Annotated in this window: 21 protein-coding genes and 1 pseudogene; 12 read left to right on the plus strand and 10 right to left on the minus strand. The window is 62.6% G+C overall.

Going from position 1 to position 24604, the window contains the following annotated elements:
• Nucleotides 1–105: 105 nt before the first annotated feature.
• Nucleotides 106–882, plus strand: coding sequence for a response regulator transcription factor (locus tag IHQ43_RS03380; RefSeq protein ID WP_192563367.1), 777 nt, complete (start codon nucleotides 106–108; stop codon nucleotides 880–882).
• 22 nt (nucleotides 883–904) lie between these two features.
• On the opposite strand, the gene IHQ43_RS03385 is transcribed toward IHQ43_RS03380, so the two are convergent.
• Together IHQ43_RS03385 and IHQ43_RS03390 are read right to left on the minus strand one after the other, a co-directional pair.
• Nucleotides 905–1312: a response regulator gene (locus IHQ43_RS03385; RefSeq protein ID WP_007958451.1), complete on the minus strand. Its 408-nt coding sequence runs from the start codon at nucleotides 1310–1312 to the stop codon at nucleotides 905–907.
• 77 nt (nucleotides 1313–1389) lie between these two features.
• On the minus strand, nucleotides 1390–1599 hold the full coding sequence (locus tag IHQ43_RS03390; protein ID WP_192564944.1) for a Flp family type IVb pilin: 210 nt from the start codon (nucleotides 1597–1599) through the stop codon (nucleotides 1390–1392).
• Nucleotides 1600–1939: 340 nt separating this feature from the next.
• On the opposite strand from IHQ43_RS03390, the gene cpaB reads away from it, so the two are divergent.
• Genes cpaB through IHQ43_RS03430 form a run of 8 tightly spaced genes read left to right on the plus strand, consistent with a single transcriptional unit; the run spans nucleotide 1940 to nucleotide 9418 of the window.
• Entirely contained in the window at nucleotides 1940–2881 is a 942-nt protein-coding gene (gene cpaB, locus IHQ43_RS03395) for a Flp pilus assembly protein CpaB (protein WP_192563368.1), read from the plus strand.
• Between the two features lie 20 nt (nucleotides 2882–2901).
• Entirely contained in the window at nucleotides 2902–4125 is a 1224-nt protein-coding gene (locus IHQ43_RS03400; protein WP_192563369.1) for a type II and III secretion system protein family protein, read from the plus strand.
• Nucleotides 4122–5312: a CpaE/TadZ family protein gene (locus IHQ43_RS03405; protein WP_192563370.1), complete on the plus strand. Its 1191-nt coding sequence runs from the start codon at nucleotides 4122–4124 to the stop codon at nucleotides 5310–5312. Before IHQ43_RS03400 ends, IHQ43_RS03405 begins: the two co-directional genes overlap by 4 nt.
• The gene (locus tag IHQ43_RS03410; RefSeq protein WP_192563371.1) at nucleotides 5309–6577 is read left to right on the plus strand and encodes a TadA family conjugal transfer-associated ATPase; all 1269 of its coding nucleotides are present in this window, start codon (nucleotides 5309–5311) and stop codon (nucleotides 6575–6577) included. The genes IHQ43_RS03405 and IHQ43_RS03410 overlap by 4 nt, the downstream gene beginning before the upstream one ends.
• A gap of 18 nt (nucleotides 6578–6595) precedes the next feature.
• Entirely contained in the window at nucleotides 6596–7480 is an 885-nt protein-coding gene (locus IHQ43_RS03415; RefSeq protein WP_192563372.1) for a type II secretion system F family protein, read from the plus strand.
• Nucleotide 7481: 1 nt separating this feature from the next.
• Nucleotides 7482–8366 (plus strand): type II secretion system F family protein, encoded by an 885-nt coding sequence (locus IHQ43_RS03420; protein WP_192563373.1) that lies wholly within the window; start codon nucleotides 7482–7484, stop codon nucleotides 8364–8366.
• A 40-nt stretch (nucleotides 8367–8406) separates the two neighbouring features.
• Entirely contained in the window at nucleotides 8407–9129 is a 723-nt protein-coding gene (locus IHQ43_RS03425) for a tetratricopeptide repeat protein (RefSeq protein ID WP_192563374.1), read from the plus strand.
• Between the two features lie 16 nt (nucleotides 9130–9145).
• Complete coding sequence (locus tag IHQ43_RS03430; RefSeq protein ID WP_192563375.1) at nucleotides 9146–9418, plus strand: DUF3613 domain-containing protein; 273 nt, start codon at nucleotides 9146–9148, stop codon at nucleotides 9416–9418.
• A 37-nt stretch (nucleotides 9419–9455) separates the two neighbouring features.
• Here the strand turns inward: IHQ43_RS03430 and IHQ43_RS03435 are convergent, their stop codons facing one another.
• The 4 genes from IHQ43_RS03435 to IHQ43_RS03450 all read right to left on the minus strand — a co-directional run bounded on the left by IHQ43_RS03435 (nucleotide 9456) and on the right by IHQ43_RS03450 (nucleotide 15471).
• Nucleotides 9456–11123, minus strand: coding sequence for a ShlB/FhaC/HecB family hemolysin secretion/activation protein (locus IHQ43_RS03435; RefSeq protein ID WP_192563376.1), 1668 nt, complete (start codon nucleotides 11121–11123; stop codon nucleotides 9456–9458).
• A gap of 134 nt (nucleotides 11124–11257) precedes the next feature.
• Nucleotides 11258–12943, minus strand: coding sequence for a collagen-like triple helix repeat-containing protein (locus IHQ43_RS03440; protein WP_192564945.1), 1686 nt, complete (start codon nucleotides 12941–12943; stop codon nucleotides 11258–11260).
• Between the two features lie 318 nt (nucleotides 12944–13261).
• Nucleotides 13262–14116: a MaoC family dehydratase gene (locus IHQ43_RS03445; protein WP_192563377.1), complete on the minus strand. Its 855-nt coding sequence runs from the start codon at nucleotides 14114–14116 to the stop codon at nucleotides 13262–13264.
• 2 nt (nucleotides 14117–14118) lie between these two features.
• Entirely contained in the window at nucleotides 14119–15471 is a 1353-nt protein-coding gene (locus tag IHQ43_RS03450) for a 3-oxoacyl-ACP reductase (protein ID WP_192563378.1), read from the minus strand.
• A gap of 278 nt (nucleotides 15472–15749) precedes the next feature.
• Here IHQ43_RS03450 and IHQ43_RS03455 point away from each other — a divergent pair, with 278 nt between their 5' ends.
• The gene (locus tag IHQ43_RS03455) at nucleotides 15750–17027 is read left to right on the plus strand and encodes an acetyl-CoA C-acetyltransferase (RefSeq protein ID WP_192563379.1); all 1278 of its coding nucleotides are present in this window, start codon (nucleotides 15750–15752) and stop codon (nucleotides 17025–17027) included.
• 49 nt (nucleotides 17028–17076) lie between these two features.
• Here the strand turns inward: IHQ43_RS03455 and IHQ43_RS29755 are convergent, their stop codons facing one another.
• Nucleotides 17077–17844: a methyl-accepting chemotaxis protein gene (locus IHQ43_RS29755; protein ID WP_371850984.1), complete on the minus strand. Its 768-nt coding sequence runs from the start codon at nucleotides 17842–17844 to the stop codon at nucleotides 17077–17079.
• A gap of 90 nt (nucleotides 17845–17934) precedes the next feature.
• A pseudogene (locus tag IHQ43_RS29760) lies at nucleotides 17935–19023 on the minus strand (cache domain-containing protein); the annotation flags it as partial.
• Nucleotides 19024–19464: 441 nt separating this feature from the next.
• Here IHQ43_RS29760 and IHQ43_RS03465 point away from each other — a divergent pair.
• Complete coding sequence (locus IHQ43_RS03465) at nucleotides 19465–20361, plus strand: PA4780 family RIO1-like protein kinase (protein ID WP_192563381.1); 897 nt, start codon at nucleotides 19465–19467, stop codon at nucleotides 20359–20361.
• Between the two features lie 56 nt (nucleotides 20362–20417).
• Complete coding sequence (locus tag IHQ43_RS03470) at nucleotides 20418–21635, plus strand: MFS transporter (protein ID WP_192563382.1); 1218 nt, start codon at nucleotides 20418–20420, stop codon at nucleotides 21633–21635.
• Here IHQ43_RS03470 and cueR read toward each other — a convergent pair.
• Nucleotides 21589–22002 (minus strand): Cu(I)-responsive transcriptional regulator, encoded by a 414-nt coding sequence (cueR, locus tag IHQ43_RS03475; RefSeq protein WP_007958485.1) that lies wholly within the window; start codon nucleotides 22000–22002, stop codon nucleotides 21589–21591. The genes IHQ43_RS03470 and cueR overlap by 47 nt on opposite strands.
• Nucleotides 21999–24392, minus strand: coding sequence for a heavy metal translocating P-type ATPase (locus IHQ43_RS03480; protein WP_192563383.1), 2394 nt, complete (start codon nucleotides 24390–24392; stop codon nucleotides 21999–22001). Before IHQ43_RS03480 ends, cueR begins: the two co-directional genes overlap by 4 nt.
• Between the last annotated feature and the right edge of the window lie 212 nt (nucleotides 24393–24604).

Here is a 24604-nt window from a genome sequence, read left to right on the forward strand (position 1 = left end):
TATGTACATAGTCGGAAAGTGGGTCTACTTTCAAAGTAACTGGTTACACAGCCAACGGCTGACAGTACAGGAATGGTCAGTTTTGGCCCGGGCATGGAGTGGCACGTGAACAAGCTTACATCTGCGGTAAAAGTCCTCGTTGTCGATGATCAGCCTCTGATCGTCGAAGAGCTCTGTGAATTTCTCGAGAGCAGCGGCTACCGCTGTGTGCCGTGCGAGTCCAGCAAAGAGGCGATCGAGCGTTTTACGGGCGACACCGCGATCGGGCTGGTGCTGTGCGATCTGCACATGCCGGACATGGACGGCATTCAACTGGTGCAGGAACTGCAGCGGTTGGCCGGCAAGCACCGGGCATTTGAAGCCATCATGCTCACCGGCCGCGCCGACAAGCAGGACGTGATCAAGGCCTTGCGCGCCGGGATTGCCGACTACTACCAGAAACCGGTCAATCTGGATGAATTGCTCGAAGGCCTGCAACGCCAGGAAGCGGTGCTGCAGGAACGGCAGAAAACCCTGCAACTGGGGCACCTGAATCAGAAACTTCAGGACTTGTCGTCGTCCATCGATGATCTTTATCAGGACCTGGACAAGGTGCGTCGCGGGCCGGCGCCCGTCAGCGACGAAGCCACGCATGAGGCCGGCGAACTGGAGATCCCGGCGATCTTCAATCAGCTGTCACCACGGCAACTGGACGTGGCGCGCCTGGTGGGCAAGGGGCAGACCAATTATCAGATTGCCTGTGAGCTGGGTATTACCGAAAACACGGTGAAACTCTACGTTTCGCAGGTGTTGCGCCTGACCCACATGCATAACCGCACGCAGTTGGCGCTGGCGTTATCGCCGGGCAATTCCGGTTTGCGTCAGCGGGTGACCGCACACTGAGACAGATTGCCGGGTAAGCGCTTTACCCGGCATTCACCTTCGGCTTGGGAAACAGGTTGTCGAGGGTTTCCAGCAGCCGCACGTGATAGATCGGCTTTCGGAACAGGTCCAGCACCTGCAACCGCAGCATGTCGCTCACATCCTCCATGTCCGCATGCCCCGACGTCACGATCACTGGCAGATGCTGGCGTGAGGTGTGTTCGCGCAAGCGTTTGATCAGCGACATGCCGCTTTCCTCCGGCATGCGCAGATCGGTGATCACCAGGGCGATATCGGGATGACGGGTCAGATGATGCAGGGCGAGTTTGACCGAGGTCGCGGTATGGCAGACGAAGCCTTCACCCTCCAGCAACTCCGCCAACTCCAGCAACGCGTCCTCTTCGTCGTCAACCAGAAGCAACTGTTGGCGTGGGGAAGAAGACACGTTCATGGGCAGTACCTGAAAGCTGAATGGAAGACCGAGTGTAGCGGAACATCAGCAAGGTGCTGGCAGGACCGAGCTGTCGATTACGGAACGGTTGGCCGGGTCTGCGTAGCGCCGCCCAGCGACACCAGAATGTTGTTGAAGATCGCCAGCATGCGATCACCCAGCGGGGTGACGAAGGTCACGACCACCACGGCGACCATGGCCACGACGATGGCGTATTCGATTGCCGAAGCACCGTCTTCACGTTTGTAGAACAGCAGGGCTCTGGCCATTAAATAATCAACGATCATTCGAAACATGTGCCCACTCCTTTGCGCTCCTGGCGCCGATGTAACAGCAGCGGCAAAGCGTTCGCCGTGCCATTTGAGCATTGTCAACAAACCCCCGCCCAACAACTGTAAGAACGGATTAGTCATAAAGGATTAGTCGCTTCGTCACGCCCGATATTTCGACTGTTAATTGGCCAAGACCCATACTTTCGTGGGTTATTTGCCTGTCAGTAATGGCGCTTTGGCTTGTTTCAGCTAGCGTGGAAATAGCGAAATAGTTGGATGTTCACAGCTGCCTGATTGCGATGTTCCCTGGTTAGGAAGTGCGGGCTGGTAGTGCAGCAGGAAAGGGAGAGCCGTCATGAACAGTCGTGTCACCATGGGCCTTGCAGCGGTGCTTTTACTGGGGGCCATCGTTGTCGGATATTGGGGGCTGGTGCTCAGCCGCCAACCCGCTCCGGTTGCAGAGGCGCCCGCGCCTGCGGTGGTCACCGTCGAAAAAACCGTCGCTGCCGCCGAAGACCAGACCCGCCAGCCCGTCGTCGTGCTGGTACACGACGTCCCGCCATTCACCCCCCTCACGGCCGCCGACCTGGCCGTTGAAAAACTGCTCAGCGCCCCCGCCGGCAGCCTCGGCACAATCGAACAGGCCGTGGGCCGCACGCCGTGGCGCCACCTGAGTGCCGGCACCTGGCTCAATGAAGAAAGCTTCGAAGCCGGCGGCACACTGGCACGGATGATCCACAGTGATGAGCGCGCGCTGGCGGTGTCGGTCGATGAGGTGATCGGCGCCGCCGGGCAGTTGATCCCCGGGGATTACGTCGACGTGCTGTTGTTCCTGCGCCAGGACGCCAGCAACCCGCAGCAGTCGGCACAGATTGTGGTGCCGGCCATGCGCGTGCTGGGTGTCGGCGAACAGTACGGCCTGACCAACGACGGTCAGCCATCCGCTCCCGCCATGAGTGCCGACGACAAGATCAAACAGGACCAGCGCCGACTCACCGCGCGCACCGTGGTGCTGGCGGTGCCTGAACAATTGTTGAGTCGAATGATGCTTGCCACCCAGGTCGGCACGTTGCGCCTGGCCGTGCGCAGCAGTGAAGAGCAGCGCCTGGCCAAGTATTGGGCCGGCGAACGTCAGGCGCCGGACAAACTGGTGGCCGCCAACAGCCAGCTCTTCCAGTTCACTCAACTGGCGCTGGGGACGGCGCCGAAAGCTGCGCCCGGTGGCGACCACAGCGGTGCGATACGACCTGCGGTGGAAGTGATTCGCGGCAATCAGACCAACCAACAAAACCCATGACTGAGCAAGGATCCAAGTGCATGCAGAGTCGTTCCTGGCCGACCTTCAATCCCGTGCTCCGGGCCTTGCTGCTGATGGGACTGTCAATCAATGCCGCACACGCTGCCACCGGCAACTGCGCGGCCCTCGGGCGCTTGCCGCCGGTGATCGAAATCAACGAAGGCTGGCAACAGGACATGCAGTCACCGGTGGCGATCACACGCCTGGCCATCGGCGATCCGAAAATCGCCGATGTGCATGCAAACGGCAATTCGTCGTTCCTGCTCACTGCTGTGGCGCCGGGCGCTACCAGTCTCATGGTCTGGACCGGCTGCTCCAGCGAGCCACGCCAGAGCATGGTGTTCGTCAAGGGCGCCGCCACTTCGGCCCTTACCAGCACCGGTGCGCTGCCGTCGGATGATGCGCTGTTGCCCTCGCAGGTGCAGACCGACATTCGCTTCGTCGAAGTCAGCCGCACCAAGCTCAAACAGGCCTCGGCTTCGCTGATCGGCACCCGCGGCAATTTCCTGTTCGGCTCGCCGGGCACTCTGCCTCCCATCGACGGCGTCCCGCAACCGCGACTGCCGGTGGACAACTCGCTGTTCAACTTCTCGTGGATCGGCGGCAAGACCATGGCGATCATCAATGCCCTCGAAGGCAGCGGTTTCGCCTACACCCTGGCGCGGCCAAGCCTGGTGGCCCTCAACGGGCAGAGCGCAAGCTTCCTCGCGGGCGGGCAGATTCCGATTCCGGTGCCCAGTTCCGGCAGCGATAACGTGTCCATCGAATACAAGGAATTCGGCATCCGCCTGACCCTGACGCCCACCATCATCAGCCACGATCGCATCGCCCTGAAAGTGGCGCCGGAAGTCAGCGAACTGGATTTCAGCAACGCGGTGAACATCGCCGGCACCACGGTGCCGGCCTTGACCATCCGCCGCACCGACACCAGCATTTCCCTCGCCGATGGCGAGAGTTTTGTCATCAGCGGTCTGATCAGCACCACCAACAGTTCCCAGGTCGACAAGTTTCCGGGGCTGGGCGATATCCCGGTGCTCGGGGCCTTTTTCAAAAGCTCGCAGATCAAGCGCGAAGAGCGCGAGCTGCTGATGATCGTTACTCCGCACCTGGTACGTCCGCTCTCGGCGGAGGCACAGCTGCCATCGTTGCCGGGTGAAAAACTGCGCAACTACGACCCGAATTTCTATCGCATGTTCTTCCTGGAAAACGGCAACTTCGACAAGCGCAGCGGGTTGTCCCAATGAGCCAGAGCCTGAGTCAGACCTTTCTCGCCATCACCCGCAACAGCACTGATCTTGAGTGGCTGCAAAGCGCCCTCGCGCCGTTGGGTCAGGTGGTCAGTGCCGGCGGCGGCAGCCTCGATGAATTGCTCGCGCTGGTGGACGTTACCTTCGCCAGCCTGGTATTCGTCGGTCTCGACCGCGAACACGTGGTGGCCCAGAGCGCGCTGATCGAAGGTGCGCTGGAGGCCAAACCGATGCTGGCGATCGTCGCTCTCGGGGACGGCATGGACAACCAGCTTGTGCTCAATGCGATGCGCGCCGGGGCCCGGGATTTCGTCGCCTACGGTTCGCGCTCCAGCGAAGTGGCCGGCCTGGTGCGCCGCTTGAGCAAACGCCTGCCGCCGGTGACGCACAACACGCAACTGGGCGGCCTGACGGTTTTGTACGGTGTGCAGAGCAGTTCCGACGGCGCGTTACTGGCTAACCATATGGCGCTGGTGGTGCAAAAAAGCGGGCAGCAGACGCTGCTGCTGGACCTCGGGCTGCCCCGTGGTGACAGCCTGGCGTTGCTGGGGCTGGAGAGTTCGTTCCACTTCGGCGATGCCTTGCGCCACCTGCGCAGGCTCGACGCCACGTTGATCGACAGTGCGTTCACCAGTGCCGAAGCGGGGCTGCGGATTCTGGCGTACGCCGACAACGACGAGCCACTGGAAAGCACCAGCGCCGCCGAGCTGTTCATGTTGCTCAGCGCCTTGCGCCAGCACTTCCAGCACATCGTCGTGAACCTCACCGGCCAGCCTGACAGTGAGGCCCTGCGTACCTTTGTCAGCCATTGCGACAAGTTGATCTGGTACACCGACCAGAGCGTTCTCGATTGCCGGCGCAATCTGGCGGTGTTCAATCTGTGGCGGGAAAAAGGCATGAAGCTCGATCACGGACGGCTGTTGGTCGACCGTTATCTGAGCAACGTTGCGCCGGATGCGGACACCCTCGGCAAGACCTTCAACCTGGAAGTGATCGCGGTGCTGGCCTTGAGTCCGGAGCTGCGCATGAACGCCAAGAACCAGGGCGTCAGTCTGTTCGAACTGGCCCCCCGGGAAAAACTCACCCAGAGCTTGCGGGTGCTTGGCGAACGGCTGGCCAAGCGCTCCGAAGGTCTGGCCAAACCCAAGGTCACCTGGTTCGACCGGTTGCGAGGCACCTCATGAGCCCGGAAAAACTCTTCGGTGCGCCGGCGCGCGGCCACTCGGGCAACACCGATCACGAAGGCCTGAAACTGGTCCTGCATCGCTACATCATCGATGCCATCGAGGAGTCCGGGAAAAACCTGCTGGAAGGTTCGCGGCAGTTGCTGGCGCAATTCGTCACCGACAAGGTCGCCGAATACATCGCCCGTCTGCACCTGGCGATTTCACGTTACGAGATGGAGCGGCTGGCGGAAGAAATTGTCGATGAGCTGACCGGGTTCGGCCCGCTGGAAGTGTTGCTGCGCGACACCGCCGTGACCGAAATCCTGGTCAACGGCCCGCACCGGGTGTTCGTCGAGCGCGATGGCGTACTGCACCAGAGTGACTTGCGCTTTATCGATTCTCATCACGTTGAACGGGTCATGCAGCGCATTCTCGCGCCGCTCGGGCGCCGGCTGGACGAGTCTTCGCCGATGGTCGATGCGCGCCTGCCCGACGGCAGCCGGGTCAACGCGATCATCCCGCCGATCGCCCTCGACGGCCCCTGTCTGTCGATTCGAAAATTCCGCAAGGACATGCTCAAGAGCAGCGACCTGATCGCCATGCAGACCATCGACCTGCCGATTTTCGAGTGCTTTCAGGAGGCCGTGGGCAAGCGCTGCAACATCCTGATCAGCGGCGGCACGGGCACCGGCAAGACCACGCTGCTGAATATCCTCAGCCAGTTGATCAATCCCCACGAACGACTGGTGACCATCGAAGACGTTGCCGAATTGCAACTCGGCCATCCGCATGTGGTGCGCCTGGAAACCCGGCCGCCGAATGCCGAAGGTCATGGCGAGGTCAAGGCCAGCGACCTGATCCGCAACGCCCTGAGGATGCGTCCCGACCGGATCATTCTTGGCGAGATCCGTGGCGTCGAAGTGCTCGACGTGCTCACGGCGATGAATACCGGTCACGACGGTTCGATGAGCACCGTCCACGCCAACAACGCCCAGGATGCGTTGCTGCGTCTGGAAACCCTGGTCGGTCTGACCGGGCGCACGGTTGCCGAACGCACCCTGCGGCAGATGATTTGCGCGGCGCTCGACGTGATCATCCAGTTGACCCGCATGCCCGACGGCCGGCGCTGTGTCAGTGAGGTGGTGGAAGTGGTCGGCGTGCGTGAAGACGTCTACGTCACCAACACCCTGTTCCGTCTGGATCGACGCACCGGTTTCGGCTTCCTGCGCGAGGCGGTCAACCCGGCCGGCGACAAGTTGCGGCACGAGTCGAGTCTGGGCTGAGCGCATGGAGCCTTCGTCATGATCGGACCGGTGATCCTGATCGTCCTCTGCCTGCTGTTGCTGGGGCTGTCGATTCGCCTGTTCCTGCAGGGTGTGCGCAAGACTGCCAACGAACGGGTGCTCTCTCGCCTCGCCGCCGGGCAAACCCAGAGCGTTGCCGAAAAAACTTCGTGGACCGGGCTGGAGCGGATGTTTCTGCGTGCAGGTCTCGGCCGGCCGAGCGAACGTTTCGGGCTCTGGCTGTCATTGTGGGTCGTGGCCATGATGCTGGGTTATCTGCTGGCCGACTGGATCGGTCTTTTGGTGCTGATACTGGCGCCGCCGCTGATTCTGCGGTTGTACATCGCGTGGCTGTATCGTCGCCGGCTCAATCGGATGATCGAACAGTTGCCGCAATTGCTCGATCACACCGTGCGCAGCCTCAAGTCCGGCCGGACCCTGACCGATGCGGTGATGGGCGGCATCGAAACCAGTGAGGATCCGCTGAAATCCGCGATGGGCCGGGTGCAGCGCAACGTGCAGTTGGGGGTAAACCTGCCGGACGCGGTCAGCGATTTCGCCGAGCTCTACGAGCAGGACGAACTGCGCATGTTCGCCCTGGGCCTGAAGGTCAATCATCGCTACGGCGGCAACGCCAGCGAGTTGCTGGAGAACCTGATCAAACTGATTCGCGAACGCGACCAGGGTGCCCGACAACTGCGCGCGCTGACCGGCGAAACCCGGATGACCGCGTGGGTACTCGGATCGCTGCCGGTGATTCTGGTCAGTTACTTCATGCTGACCAATCCCGGTTACATGCTCGGCATGTGGAACGACTCCGGCGGTCGAACCATGCTGATTGTCGCAGTGGTGTTGCAGGTCAGCGGTTGCCTGACGCTTTGGCGCATGTTGAGGAGTGTCTGACATGCTGATGCTGGCCAGTCTTATGTTGTTGCTCGGGGCACTGCTGCTGGTCGGCAATCACCTGCTGACCGAGCGCCGTCGGGTACGTCAGGTCAACCAGCGTCTGCAGGGGCACCTGTTGCGCGAAAACCGCTTCGGCAACTGGTTGCGCGCACTGGGCAGCAGCCGGTTCGGCCAGCGTTCGGTGAGCATCGACAGTGAAACCCAGACCCTGCTCAGCCGGCTCGGCTGGCGTCGGGCCAGCGAGCGCTCGCTGTTTGCCGCTTGCCAGATCGGCACGCCATTGCTGACATTGGGGCTGGGCCTGTTTCTCAAGGAAGTGTTTTTCCCCCTTGCACCCAACGGCTGGCTGGTGCCGATGATCGCCACCGGCGTCGGCTATCTGCTGCCCAAGCGTCTGTTGGCGTATGCCGCTGCCCGTCGGCAGAAAATCATTGCAGTGGAAGTGTCGACGTTCATTCCGCTGCTGCGGATCCTGTTCGAATCCGGCATGGCCGTCGAGCAAGCCTTGCGGGTGCTCAGCACCGAAGGGCAAAAGCTGCTGCCGGAACTGACCAGCGAACTGCGCCTGATTCTGGCCCGTGTCGACTCGGGTCTGGAGCTCGGACAAGAGTTGAACAAGGCGGCCGTGCTGCTGGCAGTGGATGAGTTCACCGACACCTGCGTGATCCTGCAACAACTGATTCAGCAGGGCGGCGGCGCGATGAAATCGCTGCTGGCGCTCAAGCAGCTGCTCGATGACCGACGGCTGACACGCTTGCAGGAGTACATCTCGAAGATGTCGGCGAAGATGTCGGTGGTCATGATGCTGCTGCTTTTTCCGGCCTTGCTGATCGTTCTGGCAGGTCCCGGTTTCACGGCAATCACCCGGGCGTTTGCGTCCTGACAATGACAATGACAATGACAATGGCGATGGAGAGCGATGGATGAAAGCACTGATGGTCGTGGCAAGCCTGTTGCTGCTTGGCGGTTGCGCAACGGACGGTCAGGCGCCGTGGACGACAATGCTGGCGCCGGCCAGTTGCAGCAAGTTGAGTTCCGAACAGGAACTGTCGCTGAACCTGGCCGATGATCTGGTCAACGACGGCAAGCTGCACGCCAGCCTGGCCAACCTGCAGGGCCTGCCCGACAACCTCGTCGAGGTGCGGCTGCGCAAGGCCAAGGTCTATCGCCTGCTGGGGCGCAGCGAAGCCGAGCCGTTGTATCGCAGCCTGCTCGGCACCTGCCTGAACGCCGACGCCGAACATGGCCTGGGTCAGTTGTACGCCGCCCGTGGTGACAACGGTCAGGCGCAGGCCCATCTGCAACGGGCGGCGCGGCTGGCGCCGACCAATGAAAACATTCGCAACGATCTGGGCGTGGTGTACCTCAATCAGCTGCGGCTCGAGGACGCTCGCTTCGAGTTTCTGACCGCCATCGAGTTGAAGCAGAACAATCAGTTGGCGACGCTGAATCTGGTCACCCTGCTGCTCTACCAGAACAACTGGCAGCAAGCTGCGGAAGTGGTCAGCCGCTCCCACCTGACCCCGGAACAGTTCACCGATGCCCAGGAGCGCGCGGAGAAACTCAAGTCGCCGGTCAGAGCCAGACCCGTCGCCGGCAAGCAGGTCGCGGTGGCAGTTGATGCGCAACCGGCGACGATCAAATGAGCCTCAAGGAGGTGCCATGAACACGTTCAAGACCCTGTGTTGCCTGAGCCTGCTGAGTCTGCCGCCCGGCGCAATGGCCATCGACGCCGGCCCGGCGTCGGCCCAGCAGCAGGAAACCGAAGGCTGGCTGTTGTTGCAAAGCCGCAACAAGGCTGCGTCGCCCGATCCGCAAGCGGCCACCGCCACCGAGCGTGAGCTGGCGATGCAGCGCTGGCTGAAGAAGTACAAGTATGAAATCCCTGATTTCTACGACCCGGATGCCGGGGGCAAGATCGAGACGAATAACTAGCTCGTCGCAGGCAACCGGCGTTGCCTGCGACGGTTGCCTACAACTGGTAACTGAAACTGATGCTGTAGCGTGGTCTGCGGTTGAACGTATCCAACGCTTCATCCGACATCGCCTTGGCGGCTTCCAGAGCGATGTTGTAGTACTTCGCATCGCCAAATCTCAGACCGAACGCCGCCGATGACAGGTTGTTGGCCTGCACCGGCAACTCATTGAACCAGCTGCGCGAGCGGTCGAGCACGAAGTACGGTTGCAGGATGCGCACCCAGTTGCCGTCGCGGTTGAAGCTGTAGTTGATCTCGTAAGCCACGCCCCAGCCCTTGTCGCCGGACGCCTGATCGTCGGGGTAACCGCGACCGAAGTTCTGCCCGCCGAACACGGCGCGCTCGCTGTCGGGCAGGGTGTCGCTGCTCCAGTACAACGCGGCCGAGAGCACGCCTTGCCAATTGTCGAGGAACTTGTCGCTCTGCACCCCCGACAGGCGCACCCGGAAAAAGTCGAGGTCAATGGCGCTGTTGTTGGTGTGTGCGCCGAGGCTGTCGAAGCCTTGATACACGCCGCCACTGAGGATTCGCAGTTGCCGGGCATCGGCCTTGCGCCAGTCGCTTTCGAAGGCGAGGGCGCGGATGTCGGTGCGTTCTTCGACGCTCAGCGGGTAGCCGATCACGTTGTAGCGGGTCTTGTCGTTGACCGCGTACAGGCGTGATCCGGCGGTCAGCAATTCATCCGAGGCGGCAATCAGCGGCAGGGTGAACCCGAGCGAATAACGGTCGTTTTCGCGGTGCGGCTTGAGTTCCAGGCCGTTGTTCAGCAGCACGTTGGTGCCGGGGTCGGCCCGGTAGCGTGAGGCCGACAGGCTCAGTTGCGCACCTTCGTCGTTGATGAACTGGTTGTAGTCCAGCCGGTAGTAATGCTCGTGATCATCCCCCGGTGGAAACAGGCCGCTGAGGCTCAGCTGTTCGCCCATCGAGGTCTGTGAGTTGCTGCTGACGCCGAGCAAAGCCTGGGTGCCGTTGCGGTTGTCTTCGGTGGTGCTCAGGGTGCTGGTGAACGGTTTGCGGCTGGCCTGGGCCACCAGCGTCGTTGCGCCGTCGGTGGTGCCGGGCGGCGGCACCTGGGCCTGGATCGTGACGCCGGGAATCCGGGTCATCAGCGTGGTGTAGCGTTCGAAGGTCTTGCGTGTGAGAGGTCGCTCAGCCTGGAGCTTGGCGGCCAGTCGGTCGAGCAGGGCTTTGACCCGTCCGACGTCGCCCGCGATCTGCACGTCCCGGACGTAACCTTCCACCAGCACGACGCGCGCCACACCGTCATCGAAGGTCTGCTGTGGCAGGAAGGCGTAGGACAGCAGATAACCGTCCTGCTGGTAACGACGGGTGATGTTGCGAGTGGCCTCGATCAGGTCGGCGAGGCTGCTCTCGCGGCCGATCAGGGGTTTGTAGATTTCTGCCAGTTCGTTCAGCGGGTAGAGCGTGCCGCCCTCGATCTGCACGGTGTTGAGTTTGATCTTTGTGCTCATCATCAACGGTTCGGCAGCGGCACCGGGATCCGGTACTTGCAGCGGCGCGGCGTTCGGCCGGTAGGCGTCGGCGGGCAGGTTCGGCACCGGCAGGTTGCGGATGGTTTCGTTGCTGTTGAGAAAGCTGGGCAGGGTGTCGGCGAGGGTTGTGGAACTGAGACTGAGAAACAGCAGGGATGCCATAACGCGCATAAGACACTCCATGTTCAAACCCCGGCACCGGGCGGGTTTTCTCCCAAGAAAAAAGCGGAAGACTCGTGGGAATCTTCCGCCCTCAACCAAGCGTAGGCGCTGTAGGTTCGGCCGTCGAATCGGCCAGGTGCAATTCAGCGTTTGTTGCCACCCAGGGCGCCGGTAAGACCGCCGAGGACGCCACCGAGGCCGGTGCCGCCATTGGTGGTGCCACCGAGCGCTCCGCCGACGGCTGTGACCGTGTTGCTGACGACGGTCGTGACCGGGTTGGTGGCCGGGGTACCGGCTCCGCCGTTGAGCAGGCCACCGACGGCCGTCACGGTGTTGCCTACCGTGCCGACTGTTCCACCGACCGCTGTGACCACGGGATTGCTCGTGCTGCCTGCGAGGGTGCCGCCCAGATTACTCACGGCGCCGCCCACTTGGCCGGTGAGACCGGCAACCGGCCCACCGAGCCCGGTGGCGCTGCCGACGTTTTGCGTCAGGCTGGTTACTGCGCTGGTCACAGGGCTCAGACCTGTACCGACGACGTTGCCGACGTTGGCCAATGCCGCGGTAGGTGCTGTGATTGTCGTGCCGGGGCCTCCCAACGCCGTATTGAGCGAAGCCACGGTGTTACCCGCCGAAACCACCACATTGCCAGGGGCGCTCAGCGTACTGTTGCCTGCGCCCAGACCGGCACCGACATTGGCCACGGCCCCGCCCACGGTTTGCAGCAGACCGGTACCGCCGAGGCCGCCACCGATACCACCCGAATTCCCGCCAGTACCGTTGTTCACCAGTGCACCGGCCTTGCCGACGGTGGTACCGACGTTGCTCAACGCGCCACCCAGCGTGTTGGTCAGGGCATTTCCGTTGCCGGCCCCCGTCACTTTGTCACCGAGGCCGTCCACTGCACCGCCGACTTTCTGGACCACGCCATTGAGGGGAGCACCAAGACCGGTTGCGCTACCGAGTTTGTCGGTGGTGCTTTCAACCATCGCAATCACTGGCACCAGTTTCTGACTGACCTGCGTGGTGAGACCGCCCAGCGGACCGGTGGTGGTGGCGGTACTGAGCGTGTCGCCCAGCATGGTGACTTTCTCGCCGACGCCGCCGAGGATTGGCGTCACCTTGGTCACTACCCCGCCAACCACCGGGATGCTGCCGGTAGCGGTCGCCAGCTTGCCGCTGACATCCGATACGCCGTTGCCGACATCCTGCACCACACCGCCGACCGACGACGCGGTCACACCAAGGCCATTCGGGGTGCTGGCCAGTTTGCCGATGCCGTTGGACACGCCATCACCCAGCGTGCCGACCACATTGCCGGCGGTATTGGCGACGCTTTGCACGACCCCTCCGACCACTGGAACTGTGCTGAGCGAATCGCCCACCTGCCCGACCCCGTTGCCAACACCACTGACGGTATTACCGACATCCTGTACCAGCGTGGTCGTCACCAGCGAAGGGGTGGTGGGATTGGTCGGGTTCGTCGGGTCCGTCGGATTGGTCGGATTTGTAGGGTTTGTAGGGTCGGTCGGATTGGTCGGGTTGGTGCCGCCAGTGCCGCCAGTGCCACCGGTCCCTCCTGTTCCGCCGGTGCCAGCCGTACCGTCAGTCCCGCCAGTCCCGCCCGTACTGCCCGTACCGCCAGTCCCTGCCGAATCGCCGGTCCCGCCGGATGCCCCCGTACCGCCAGTGCCCGCAGCGGCACTGTCTGGAGAAGAGCTGCCGGACGTGCTGTGATGACCGCCTCCGCCGCTGCTGCAACCGGTAAGGCCGAGGGAGAGAATGAGGGCCAGTGCTGTTGCCGATTTGCACCACGCCTGGGCTTTCATGTGGGTTTTCATGATGGTTATTCCTTGCACCTGTCACAACGTTCGTTGACTTCGACGGCTCGCCGATTCTGTTGCCGGCAATGCCTTCGTCCGTTGTGCTCATATCAGTCGCAAGGCTGGATCCACGCCATTCTCAAGTTGGTATTAACGCCTTTATGCAGGCGGCTGCGAGTGCCGCCTAACGATTAATACCGAGGATATAGACACGCAAAAAAAAGCCTTGAAAATCAAGGCTGGCTGTTGGCGAAGAAGATGTTCGCGGCGCGGGAAAACTTAAGTGATATATACACAATTGAGCAGGTTTTCCCGGCCTCGATATCAGGCCACGGGCTGCCAGTTGCCCACCATGTGCTCCAGATCCCCGGCGCCGATCAGGCGCAACTCACCGCTGGAACCGGCAGCGCTGGCGAACAGGCTCACCTCGCTCGGCAGGCGCACCGGTTTGCGAAAATGCACGGTGACCTCAAGGTTGGCGCTGGGCAGATGATCCGCCAGTGCCGCCAAGGTTCGGGCCTTGTTCCACAGTCCATGAGCGATGGCGGTCGGGAAGCCGAACAGTTTGGCGCTGGCAGCACTCAGGTGAATCGGGTTGTAGTCGCCGGAGACTTTCGCGTACTGCCGGCCGATGTCCGCCGGCGCCTTCCATTGCGCCACTTGTGCGAGGGGCAGCGTCGGCTCCCAGGTCTGCTCGACCGCTTCACCTTCGAGCTTCACGCCGCGACAGAGCATCCGGCTTTCGGCTTCCCACAATGGCCCGAGTTGATCGTCGAGGGTGGTCAGCAAATCGAAGGTCGCGCCCTTCGGATGAGGTTGCAGGTTATGCACCCTGACGCTGACTTGCGCGCGACTGATCCCGCCCATCGGCCGCAATACACGGATGCGGTTGCTCAGATGAATCAGCCCGAGCAGCGGGAACGGAAAGTCTTTGGCCGTCAGCAATTGCATCTGCAGGGCGAACGCCAGGATATGCGGATAGGTCGGCGGCAGCAGGCCGTCATCGGCGAAACCGCAGACCTTGCGATACGCCGCAAGCCGTTTGCCATCCACCTCGACTGCACAGCGCAAACCGCTGTCGGGCAGGGTGGTGCCGGTGATCTTGCGTCGGGTCGCCGCCCGGGCATACAACCCCGGCAGGCTCGGTTCGTGGTGCAGGGTTTGCCATTCGATGCTCATGTTCAGGCCCCCAGAACGCTTTGGCCGCACACCCGCAACGCTTGCCCGGTGAAGGCGCCAGTGCCTGGTTGTGCCAGCCAGGCCACGGCTTCGGCGACGTCTTGCGGCAGGCCGCCCTGGCCCAGCGAACTCATGCGCCGTCCGGCTTCACGCAGGCCGAACGGGATGTGTGCGGTCATCTGGGTCTCGATGAACCCCGGCGCCACAGCGTTGATGCTGATGCCGCGTTCCTGCAATGTCGGCGCCCAGGCCTGGGCCAGTCCGATCAGTCCTGCCTTGCTCGCCGCGTAATTGGTCTGCCCCCGATTGCCGGCGATGCCGCTGATCGAGGCCAGCAGGATCACCCGGGCGTTATCGCGCAAGGTGCCGCTGTCGAGCAGGGCCTTGGTCAGCATTTGCGGCGCGTTGAGATTGACCGCCAGCACCGCGTCCCAGAACTCAGGCGTCATGTTGGCCAGAGTCTTGTCGCGGGTGATGCCGGCGTTGTGCACCAGAATATCGAGGCCGTCCGGCAGCTGTTCGATCAGCTGCGCGGCAGCATCTTCGGCGCAGATGTCGAGGGTGATGGCGCGTCCGCCGAGGCGAGCGGCGAGGGCTTCCAGATCGGTCTTGGCTGGCGGCACGTCGAGCAGGATCACCTCGGCGCCGTCCCGGGCCAGGGTTTCGGCGATGGAGGCGCCGATGCCTCTAGCCGCGCCGGTGACCAGCGCCTTGCGCCCGGCCAGCGGGCGTGTCCAGTCGGTTACCGGCGTGGCGCAAGGGACCAGACGAATCACTTGCCCGGAGACGAACGCACTTTTCGGTGAGAGGAAAAACCGCAGCGGTCCTTCGAGTTGATCCTCGGCACCTTCGCCGACGTAGATCAGTTGCAGCGTACCGCCGCTGCGCAGCTCCTTGGCCAGCGAGCGGGAGAAACCTTCGAGTGCCCGTTGTGCGCTGGCGGCGAACGGTTCGCGCAGGGTTTCCGGAGCGCGGCCAAGAATCACCAGATGCGCGCTGCTGTCGAGGTTCTTCATCAACGGCTGGAAGAATTCGCGCAGTTGCTTGAGCTGGTCGGTGTGTTGCAGATCGCTGGCGTCGAACACCACCGCCTTGAGTTTCGGGCCGTGGCCAGGAATCCATTGGGTGGCGCTCGCCGGCTGGTCGCCGTAACGGTAGATCGCGTCGGTCAGGCGATGGGCGAATGCACTGACCCGCTCGGCCAGCGGCCCGCCGCCGATCAGCAGTGCACCTTCCACCGGACGCAGGCGCCCGGCCTGCCAGCGTTCCAGCCGCACCGGCGACGGCAGGCCCAGGGCCCCGACCAGACGGTGGCCGATGGACGAGTTGGCGAAGTCGATATAGCGGTCAGACATGGAACGCTCTCCAGAAGATGGGATTCAAAGTGTGGACTGCGAAGGGCAATCAATCGTTCGATCCACGCAATAAGGCCTACGCTAGAACAGCAGAGTAGTTTGCCCTCGGCGCTTTTGTGGCCGAACCCGATAGCAAGTACACCACTTACCCTGTGGGAGCGGGCTTGCCCGCGATGGCGGAGTGTCAGCCACTGAAGAGGCTGGAGGTGCCGGCCCTATCGCTGGCAAGCCAGCTCCCACAGGGACTTCAATGAATCAGGATCAACAAGGAGCATTTCATGAGTCAGCTGCGCCGCGTCGCGATCATTGGTGGCAACCGCATTCCGTTCGCCCGCTCCAACGGGCCCTACGCCACCGCCAGCAATCAGGTGATGCTCACCGCTGCCCTCGAAGGCCTGATCGAACGCTACAACCTGCACGGCCAGCGCATCGGCGAAGTGGTCGCAGGGGCGGTGCTGAAATTGTCACGGGATATGAACCTGACCCGCGAATGCGTGCTCGGCTCGCGCCTGTCGCCGGCCACCCCGGCTTACGACATTCAGCAGGCCTGCGGCACTGGCCTGGAAGCGGCGCTGCTCGTGGCGAACAAGATTGCCCTCGGCCAGATCGACTGCGGCATTGCCGGCGGCGTCGACACCACGTCGGACGCGCCGATCAGCGTCAGCGAAGGCCTGCGCAAGATCCTTCTGCAAGCCAACCGCGCCAAGACCACCGGCGAAAAGCTCAAGACCTTTCTGCAATTGCGCCCGAAACACCTGATCCCCGAATTCCCGCGCAATGGCGAACCACGCACCGGTCTGTCGATGGGCGAGCACTGCGAGCTGATGGCGCAGACCTGGAACATCCCCCGCGAAGAGCAGGATCAACTGGCCTTCGAAAGCCACCACAAACTGGCGGCGTCCTACAGCGAAGGCTGGCACAACGACCTGATGACCCCGTTCCTCGGCCTGACCCGCGACAACAACTTGCGCCCGGACCTGACCCTGGAAAAACTCGCAACCCTGAAACCAGCCTTCGAGAAAAGCGCCAAGGGCACGCTGACCGCCGGCAACTCCACGCCGCTAACCGATGGCGCGTCGGTGGTGTTGCTGGGCAGCGAGGAGTGGGCGAAGGAACGTGGTCTGCCGATCCTCGCGTATCTGCGCGACGGCGAAGCGGCGGCGGTGGATTTCGTCAACGGCGCCGAAGGGCTGCTGATGGCCCCGGTGTATGCGGTGCCGCGCTTGCTGGCGCGCAATGGTTTGACCTTGCAGGATTTCGATTACTACGAAATCCACGAGGCCTTTGCCGCGCAGGTGTTGTGCACATTGAAGGCCTGGGAAGATCCGGAGTACTGCAAGACCCGGTTGGGGCTGGACGCGCCGCTGGGATCGATTGATCGCAGCCGCTTGAACGTCAAGGGCAGTTCGCTGGCGGCGGGGCACCCGTTTGCTGCGACGGGCGGGCGGATAGTGGCGAATTTGGCGAAGTTGCTGGATGCGGCGGGACGGGGGCGGGGGTTGATTTCGATTTGTGCGGCAGGGGGGCAAGGTGTGACGGCGATCATCGAGCGCTGAAAGAACAAGAATCCCCTCTCCCAAAGTGAGAGGGGATTCCAAAGGTTACTCAGGTACGGAACCGCCGCACCAACCCATCCAGCTCATTCGACAACCCCGCCAGACTCTGCGAATCCAGCCGCGCCGAATTCGCCAGCTCCGCCACCAACTGCGCATCACCATGAATCTGGCTGATATGCCGATTGATGTCCTCAGCCACCTGATGCTGCTCTTCAGCCGCCGTCGCGATCTGAGTGTTCATGTCGCGAATCACATCCACCGACTCACGAATCTGCCCAAAGCTTTCCCGCGCCTCGCCGATCCGCGCCACCGACTGCTGCGACACATCCAGGCTGGCACGCATCTGCTGAGTCACCGCGCTGGTGCGTTTTGCGAGATTGCCCAGCAGCCCATCGATTTCCGCCGTCGAATCCGCCGTGCGTTTGGCCAGGGCGCGAACCTCATCGGCCACCACCGCAAAACCACGGCCTTGTTCACCGGCACGTGCCGCCTCGATGGCCGCGTTGAGCGCCAGCAGGTTGGTCTGTTCGGCGATGGAACGAATGGTGCCGAGGATGGACTGGATGTCGTTGCTGTCGCGTTCCAGTTGCTGCATCGACTGCGCTGACTGTTCCAGTTCCTGACTCAGTTGGTCGACGCTGTGCACCGCTGCATCGATCTGCTGCTGACCTTCGCGGGCCTGGCGCTGGCCGCTGTCGGCGGACTCCGCTGCCTGGCTGCACGAGCGGGCGACTTCGTTGGCGGTGGCGACCATTTCGTGGAACGCGGTCGAGACCATGTCCACCGCTTCGCGCTGGCGTCCGGCGGCTTCGGCCATGTCGCCGGAGACCCGGGTCGAGCTCTGGGAAGTGGCGAGGATTTTTCCGGCCGCGCCGCCGATGTGCTGGATCAGGCTGCGGATCGCGGTGAGGAACTGGTTGAACCAGTTGGCCAGTTGCGCGGTTTCGTCGCTGCCACGGATATCGAGGTTCTTGGTCAGGTCGCCTTCGCCCTGGGCGATGCCTTCCAGACCACTGGCCACGCTGCGGATCGGCCGCACGATCAGGCTGGCGAAACTGGCGCCGACCACCGCGAAGAACACCGCCAGCACCGCCGCGATAATCGCGATCAGCCAGGTCAGTTGAGTGGCGGAGCTCATCACTTCGTTCTGTTTGATCAGGCCGATGAAGGTCCAGCCCAGTTGCTCCGACGGCCAGACGTTGGCCATGTAGCGCTCGCCGTTGAGTTCGATGTCCACCAGGCCTTTGCCGGCCTTGGCCAGTTGCGTGTAGCCGTCGCCGAGGCTGTCGAGTCGCTTGAAGTTGTGCTCGGGTTGCTTCGGATCGACCAGCACCGTGCCGGTGTTTTCCATCAGCATCAGGTAACCGCTTTCACCGAGCTTGATCTGTTTGACGATCTCGGTCAGTTGCTTGAGCGACACGTCAATGTTGACCACCCCACCCTGGGCACCCAACTGGTTGGCGACCGCGCGCACAGTGCTGACCAGTACCGCGTCGTCGCCGGCCCAGTAATAGGCTTCGGTGCGCAGGGTCTTGCCCGGGTTGGCCATGGCCGTCTTGTACCAGGGGCGGGTGCGCGGGTCGTAGTTGGCCATCTTCGGATCGCCCGGCCAGAAGGCATAGCCGCCGCTGTTCAATCCATAGGAGACGTAGGAGTAGGCCGGGTGGGATTTGGCCAGTCCCTCGAACAGTGCAAACAGTTGCTTGTCGATCTCGCCATCGGAGGTATCGGAGGCGTTGGCGCTCATGCGGCTGCGTACGCTGCCGTCGGCGTTCTTCACCAGCGGCTGCGCCGCCAGGTAATCGACGTTCTGGCTGATGCCGTCAAAGAAAAGCTGCATGGCGTTGCTGACCTGACGGATCTCGCGCCCACTGCTGTCGACAAAATCGTCCCGGGCATCGCTGCGCAGGTTCAGTACCACCAGCGTGGCGACCAGCACCACGGGCAAGCAGGCGATGATTGCAAACGCCCAGGTCAACTTCTGTTTGATGTTCATCCGCGCTCCAGATTTTCTTGTAGGCCCACGCAGTGCAGATGACTCGCGGTTATTGGCAGCCGAAAAACGTATTTCTCACCCGTTTCCTTGGGTGCGACATCGAAGATTTTTTTGGAACGATTGTCGGACAAATTCCTCTGTCTCTGAGGAATTCGGCTGCCGGAGAGGGAAATTGAGGCTGGAAGAGAAAATTCTTACGAGCAGTGTTCGGCGGGATGTCAGATTCTGTCGCAAATGCCCTCAAGTACTGTCGCCAACAACTTCGACAGCCTCGGCTATGATTTGCAGCGGCCGATAAAGCGGCGGATCGGCCCGGTTTTTCCGGCACAGTGTGTGCATCCACAGGTTCACAGGTCGGCAACCCCTCCCCGTGATGCGAGGATTGCCGTATAACGAGTGGCATTCGCGTGTTTGGTAATAAAGGACCCACAATAAAAGCTGATGAAGACTCCAAAACGCATTGAACCCCTGATCGAGGACGGTCTGGTCGACGAAGTGCTGCGTCCACTCATGAGTGGCAAAGAAGCAGCTGTTTATGTGGTGCGCTGCGGCAATCAGTTACGTTGCGCAAAGGTCTACAAGGAGGCGAACAAACGCAGTTTTCGCCAGGCGGCCGAGTATCAGGAAGGTCGCAAGGTTCGCAACAGCCGACAGGCCCGGGCGATGGCCAAGGGTTCCAAGTTCGGGCGCAAGGAAGCCGAAGACGCCTGGCAGAACGCCGAAGTCGCGGCGCTGTTCCGCCTGGCCAGTGCCGGGGTGCGAGTGCCCAAACCGTACGACTTCCTCGAAGGCGTGCTGCTGATGGAGCTGGTGGCCGATGAATACGGCGATGCCGCGCCGCGTCTGAACGACGTGGTGCTGGAGCCGGATCAGGCCCGCGAATACCACGCGTTCCTGATTTCGCAGATCGTGCTGATGTTGTGTACCGGTCTGGTGCACGGTGACCTCTCGGAGTTCAACGTGCTGCTGACGCCGACGGGGCCGGTCATCATCGACCTGCCGCAAGCGGTGGACGCCGCCGGCAACAACCACGCGTTCAGCATGCTGGAACGTGACGTCGGCAACATGGCGTCTTACTTCGGTCGCTTCGCCCCGGAGTTGAAGAAGACCAAGTACGCCAAGGAAATGTGGGCGCTGTACGAAGCGGGTACGTTGCACCCGGCCAGTGTGCTGACCGGCGAGTTCGACGATCCCGAGGATCTGGCCGATGTCGGCGGGGTCCTGCGCGAGATCGAAGCGGCGCGTCTGGATGAGGAGCGCAAGCAAGCCATCCGTGCGGCGGACGACGAGCCCAAGGGCAAGTCCGACGAACCGCCTCCGCCACCGTGGATGCAGTGAGCATCTGAAAAAGAAAACCCGGCTTCGGCCGGGTTTTACACATTCAAGGATTGATTGTGACCACCACCTCCCGCAATGCCCGGCTGATCATCACGGCCCGGCTGATTTCCGATTTCGGCGCTTTCCTGAACATGGTTGCGCTGGCCACTTATGTCTATCTGCTGAGCAACAGCGCGATGAGCGTGGGGATTTTTCTCGCCAGTCGTGTGGGCGGCGGAATTTTCGCCAGCCTGATCGGCACTGCGTTTTATCGTCGGTGCAGCGGCCGTCTGCCATTGATTGCCTTCGATCTGCTGCGCGCCGCTGTGCTGGGTTTGTTGTTGATCGTCCCGGTTGGACAGCAGACGTTGTTGCTGCCGCTGATCGCGTTCGGTCTGGGCTTTGGCAATTCGATGTTCGCCATCGGCCTCAACAGCCAGTTGCCGCGATTGATCGCGCCTTCGCAGTTGCTCAAGACCAATGCCTGGATCACGTCCGCCTCTTCCATGGCGATGGTCGGTGGCAGTCTGGTGTCCGGGTTGCTGGTCGCAGGGTTCGGCTTTGAAACGGTGTTTGCGCTGAATGCACTGACCTATCTGCTGGCGGCAGTGTTGATTGCGCCGCTGCGGTTCAGTGCACCGGAACCGGTGGCCGAACCCAGCGCTAAACAGGGTGAATGGTCGGCTTTGCTGCAAGGCCTGCGCAGCGCTCCGGTGGTGGCGGCGATGCTGGCGGTGACCATGGCCGACACCCTTGGCAGCGCTGCACACAACGTTGGTTTTCCGATCATTTCCAGACTGCTCACGCCAGACTCGGCGAGCACCACGCTGGGCCTGATGCTCGCGGTGTGGGCCGCCGGCAAACTGCTCGGCGCGCGGATCGCCAGTCGCCTCAACGGCTCGGAAAACATCCATCTGGAGCGCCGCTATTTCGGTGGCGTGCTGCTGATGTCCTGCGGATTCATCCTGATGTTCCAGCAGCACAGCGTCGTCGGGCTGTTGCTGTTTTCGCTGCCGGCCGGACTGGGCGACGGGTTCTCGGAAGTCGGCCTGATGTCACGGCTGCAACGGGAACCGGAGCCCCTGCGCCTGCCCATCTTCAGCTTTCTGACGCTGTTGCAGATGACCGGGTTCGGCGTCGGCATGCTGATCGCCGCGCCGTTCTATGAGTGGTGGACGCCGGGTGCCGTGGTGCTGCTGTTCCACGGCATTCCCCTCGCCACTGTGCTGTCGATGAAAACTCTGCTGCTCAGGCGCGAGCGGGTTGCGCGCAGCAGCCCGACGCCAGCTCCTTGAGGATCGGGCAGTCCGGGCGATGGTCGCCGTGGCAGTGCTCGACCAGATCCTGCAGGGTATCGCGCAGTTCGCCGAGTTCGCGGATCTTCTGATTCAGCTCGTCGATGTGCTGGCGCGCAAGGGCCTTCACGTCGGCGCTGGCGCGCTGGCGGTCCTGCCAGAGGGTCAGCAGCTTGCCGACTTCCTCCAGCGAAAAGCCCAGGTCCCGCGAACGCTTGATGAATGCCAGCGTGTGCAGGTCATCGTCGCCGTAGACGCGATAGCCGCTGTCGGTGCGATGGGCAGCCTTGAGCAGACCGATCGACTCGTAGTACCGGATCATCTTCGCGCTCAGGCCACTGTGGCGGGCCGCTTGGCCGATGTTCATCGGTTGTCCTCCAGATCCTCGGGTTTCCAGGTTTTCAACAGTAGCGCATTGCTCACCACGCTGACGCTCGACAGCGCCATCGCCGCGCCGGCCAGTACCGGATTGAGGAAGCCGAACGCCGCCAGCGGAATACCGATCAGGTTGTAGACGAAGGCCCAGAACAGGTTCTGGCGGATCTTCGCGTAGGTCTTGCGGCTGATCTCCAGTGCGGCCGGCACCAGCCGTGGGTCGCCGCGCATCAGGGTGATGCCGGCGGCGTGCATGGCCACGTCGGTGCCACCGCCCATGGCGATGCCGATGTCCGCGGCGGCCAGCGCCGGGGCGTCGTTGATGCCGTCGCCGACCATGGCCACGACCCCGGTTTTCTTCAGCTCGGCGACGGTGGCGGCTTTCTCTGCCGGCAGCACTTCGGCATGGACGTTTTCGATGCCCAGCGCTTCGGCGACCACCCGGGCGCTGCCGCGGTTGTCGCCGGTCAGCAGGTGGCTGTGGATGTGCTGCGCCGCCAGTTGTTGCACCGCGTGCAGCGCGCCGGGCTTGAGGGTGTCGCCGAAGGCGAACAGGCCAAGTACGCGGGGCTCCGGACTTTGCTCGATCAACCACGACAGCGTGCGGCCTTCGGTTTCCCAGGCCTTGGCGGATTCGCTCAGTTTTCCGGCGTTCAGACCGCTTTCTTCCAGCAAGCGCCGGTTGCCCAGCGCCAGGCGCCGGCCGTCGAGGCTGCCGGCGATACCACGGCCGGTCAGGGACTGGCTGTCGCTGACATCCGGTACGTTCAGATTGCGCTCGGCACAGGCATCCAGCACCGCTTTGGCCAGCGGATGTTCGCTGCCGCGCTGCAGCGCGCCGGCCGCAGTCAGCAGGGCGTTTTCGTCACCGTCGATCGCACTGAAATGGGCAATGCGCGGCGTGCCGGAGGTCAGGGTGCCGGTCTTGTCGAACACCACGGCGCTGACTTCATGGGCACGTTCCAGTGCTTCTGCGTCCTTGATCAGAATTCCGTGGCGGGCGGCCACGCCGGTGCCAGCCATGATCGCGGTCGGTGTCGCCAGACCGAGGGCACACGGGCAGGCGATCACCAGCACTGCGACGGCATTGATCAACGCGGTTTCCAGCGGCGCGCCGTACAGCCACCAGCCGATCAGCGTGGCCAGGGCCAGCAGCAACACGGTCGGCACGAACACCTGACTGACTTTATCCACCAGTTTCTGGATCGGTGCTTTCGCGGCCTGAGCGTCCTCCACCAGACGGATGATGCGCGCCAGCACGCTTTCCGCGCCGAGCGCCGTGGTGCTCACCAGCAAACGGCCTTCACCGTTGATCGCGCCGCCGGTGACCTTGTCGCCCGGTTGTTTGGGTACTGGCAGGCTTTCGCCGCTGATCAATGCTTCATCGGCGTGGCTCTGGCCTTCCAGCACCTCGCCGTCCACCGGGAAGCGTTCACCGGGTTTGACCAATACCCGGTCGCCAAGGCGCAGGGTGCTGATGGCGACATCCTGTTCGCGGCCATCGATGACTTGAATCGCCCGCTCCGGGCGCAACGCTTCCAGTGCGCGGATGGCGCTGGCGGTCTGGCGTTTGGCGCGGCTCTCGAGGTATTTGCCGAGCAGCACCAGCGCGATGACCACTGCCGAGGCTTCGAAATACAGATGCGGCATGCGTCCGTCAGCAGTCGCCCATTCGTAGAGACTCAGGCCGTAACCGGCGCTGGTGCCCAGGGCCACCAGCAAGTCCATGTTGCCGGCGCCGGCGCGCACGGCTTTCCACGCCGCTACATAAAAACGTGCACCAAAGATGAATTGCACCGGGGTCGCGAGGGCGAATTGCGCCCAGGCCGGGAGCATCCAGTGAATGCCGAACGGTTGCAGCATCATCGGCAGCACCAGCGGCAAGGCGAGGGCGATAGCGCAGATCAGCGCCCAGCGTTCATGGTTCAGACGTTGCTGGCGAGTGTCGGATTGAGGGTGTTCGAGTTCGAAGAGGCTGGCCGAATAACCGGCCTTGCTCACGGCGGCGATCAGGGTTTGCGGGTCGACCGCGCCGAGCAGCTCGAGGTGGGCGCGCTCATTGGCGAGGTTGACGCTGACACTTTTCACCCCCGCAACCTTGTTCAAGGCGCGTTCGACGCGGCCGACGCAGGAAGCGCAAGTCATGCCGTCGATGTTTAATTCCACGGTTTGCTGCGGCACGCTGTAACCGGCGCGTTCGACCGCCTCCATCAGTGCCGGCAAGCTGTCGCCGGGGGCCTGCACCCGGGCCTGTTCGGTGGCGAGGTTGACGCTGACGGCACTGGCGCCGCTGACTTTGCTCAACGCCCGCTCGACACGACCAGCGCAACTGGCGCAGGTCATGCCGCTGATGGGCAGATCGAACGTGATGGAATCGGACATCGGTCGTACTCCCTGTAGAAGATTTCTACAGGATCAACCTTGCCATGCTGGCAAGGTCAAGCGCCAGTTTCCGCAACCCGCAACCCGCAACCCGCAACCCGCAACCCGCAACCCGCAACCCGCTACCGCCCGCGTACCCGATCGTTCCCACGCTCTGCGTGGGAATGCCTCTTGTGACGCTCTGCGTCACGCTTTGGGACGCAGAGCGTCCC

This window comes from Pseudomonas gozinkensis (genome assembly GCF_014863585.1).
In the GTDB taxonomy this organism is placed as follows: Bacteria; Pseudomonadota; Gammaproteobacteria; order Pseudomonadales; family Pseudomonadaceae; genus Aquipseudomonas; species Aquipseudomonas gozinkensis.

Coding starts and splice junctions, on each gene's coding strand:
- IHQ43_RS03385 (WP_007958451.1), bottom strand. CDS start 1,312: ATGAACGTGTCTTCTTCCCCACGCCAACAGTTGCTTCTGGTTGACGAC.
- IHQ43_RS03390 (WP_192564944.1), bottom strand. CDS start 1,599: ATGATCGTTGATTATTTAATGGCCAGAGCCCTGCTGTTCTACAAACGT.
- cpaB (WP_192563368.1), top strand. CDS start 1,940: ATGAACAGTCGTGTCACCATGGGCCTTGCAGCGGTGCTTTTACTGGGG.
- IHQ43_RS03400 (WP_192563369.1), top strand. CDS start 2,902: ATGCAGAGTCGTTCCTGGCCGACCTTCAATCCCGTGCTCCGGGCCTTG.
- IHQ43_RS03405 (WP_192563370.1), top strand. CDS start 4,122: ATGAGCCAGAGCCTGAGTCAGACCTTTCTCGCCATCACCCGCAACAGC.
- IHQ43_RS03410 (WP_192563371.1), top strand. CDS start 5,309: ATGAGCCCGGAAAAACTCTTCGGTGCGCCGGCGCGCGGCCACTCGGGC.
- IHQ43_RS03415 (WP_192563372.1), top strand. CDS start 6,596: ATGATCGGACCGGTGATCCTGATCGTCCTCTGCCTGCTGTTGCTGGGG.
- IHQ43_RS03420 (WP_192563373.1), top strand. CDS start 7,482: ATGCTGATGCTGGCCAGTCTTATGTTGTTGCTCGGGGCACTGCTGCTG.
- IHQ43_RS03425 (WP_192563374.1), top strand. CDS start 8,407: ATGAAAGCACTGATGGTCGTGGCAAGCCTGTTGCTGCTTGGCGGTTGC.
- IHQ43_RS03430 (WP_192563375.1), top strand. CDS start 9,146: ATGAACACGTTCAAGACCCTGTGTTGCCTGAGCCTGCTGAGTCTGCCG.
- IHQ43_RS03435 (WP_192563376.1), bottom strand. CDS start 11,123: ATGCGCGTTATGGCATCCCTGCTGTTTCTCAGTCTCAGTTCCACAACC.
- IHQ43_RS03440 (WP_192564945.1), bottom strand. CDS start 12,943: ATGAAAGCCCAGGCGTGGTGCAAATCGGCAACAGCACTGGCCCTCATT.
- IHQ43_RS03445 (WP_192563377.1), bottom strand. CDS start 14,116: ATGAGCATCGAATGGCAAACCCTGCACCACGAACCGAGCCTGCCGGGG.
- IHQ43_RS03450 (WP_192563378.1), bottom strand. CDS start 15,471: ATGTCTGACCGCTATATCGACTTCGCCAACTCGTCCATCGGCCACCGT.
- IHQ43_RS03455 (WP_192563379.1), top strand. CDS start 15,750: ATGAGTCAGCTGCGCCGCGTCGCGATCATTGGTGGCAACCGCATTCCG.
- IHQ43_RS29755 (WP_371850984.1), bottom strand. CDS start 17,844: ATGGCCGAAGCCGCCGGACGCCAGCGCGAAGCGGTGGACATGGTCTCG.
- IHQ43_RS03465 (WP_192563381.1), top strand. CDS start 19,465: ATGAAGACTCCAAAACGCATTGAACCCCTGATCGAGGACGGTCTGGTC.
- cueR (WP_007958485.1), bottom strand. CDS start 22,002: ATGAACATCGGCCAAGCGGCCCGCCACAGTGGCCTGAGCGCGAAGATG.
- IHQ43_RS03480 (WP_192563383.1), bottom strand. CDS start 24,392: ATGTCCGATTCCATCACGTTCGATCTGCCCATCAGCGGCATGACCTGC.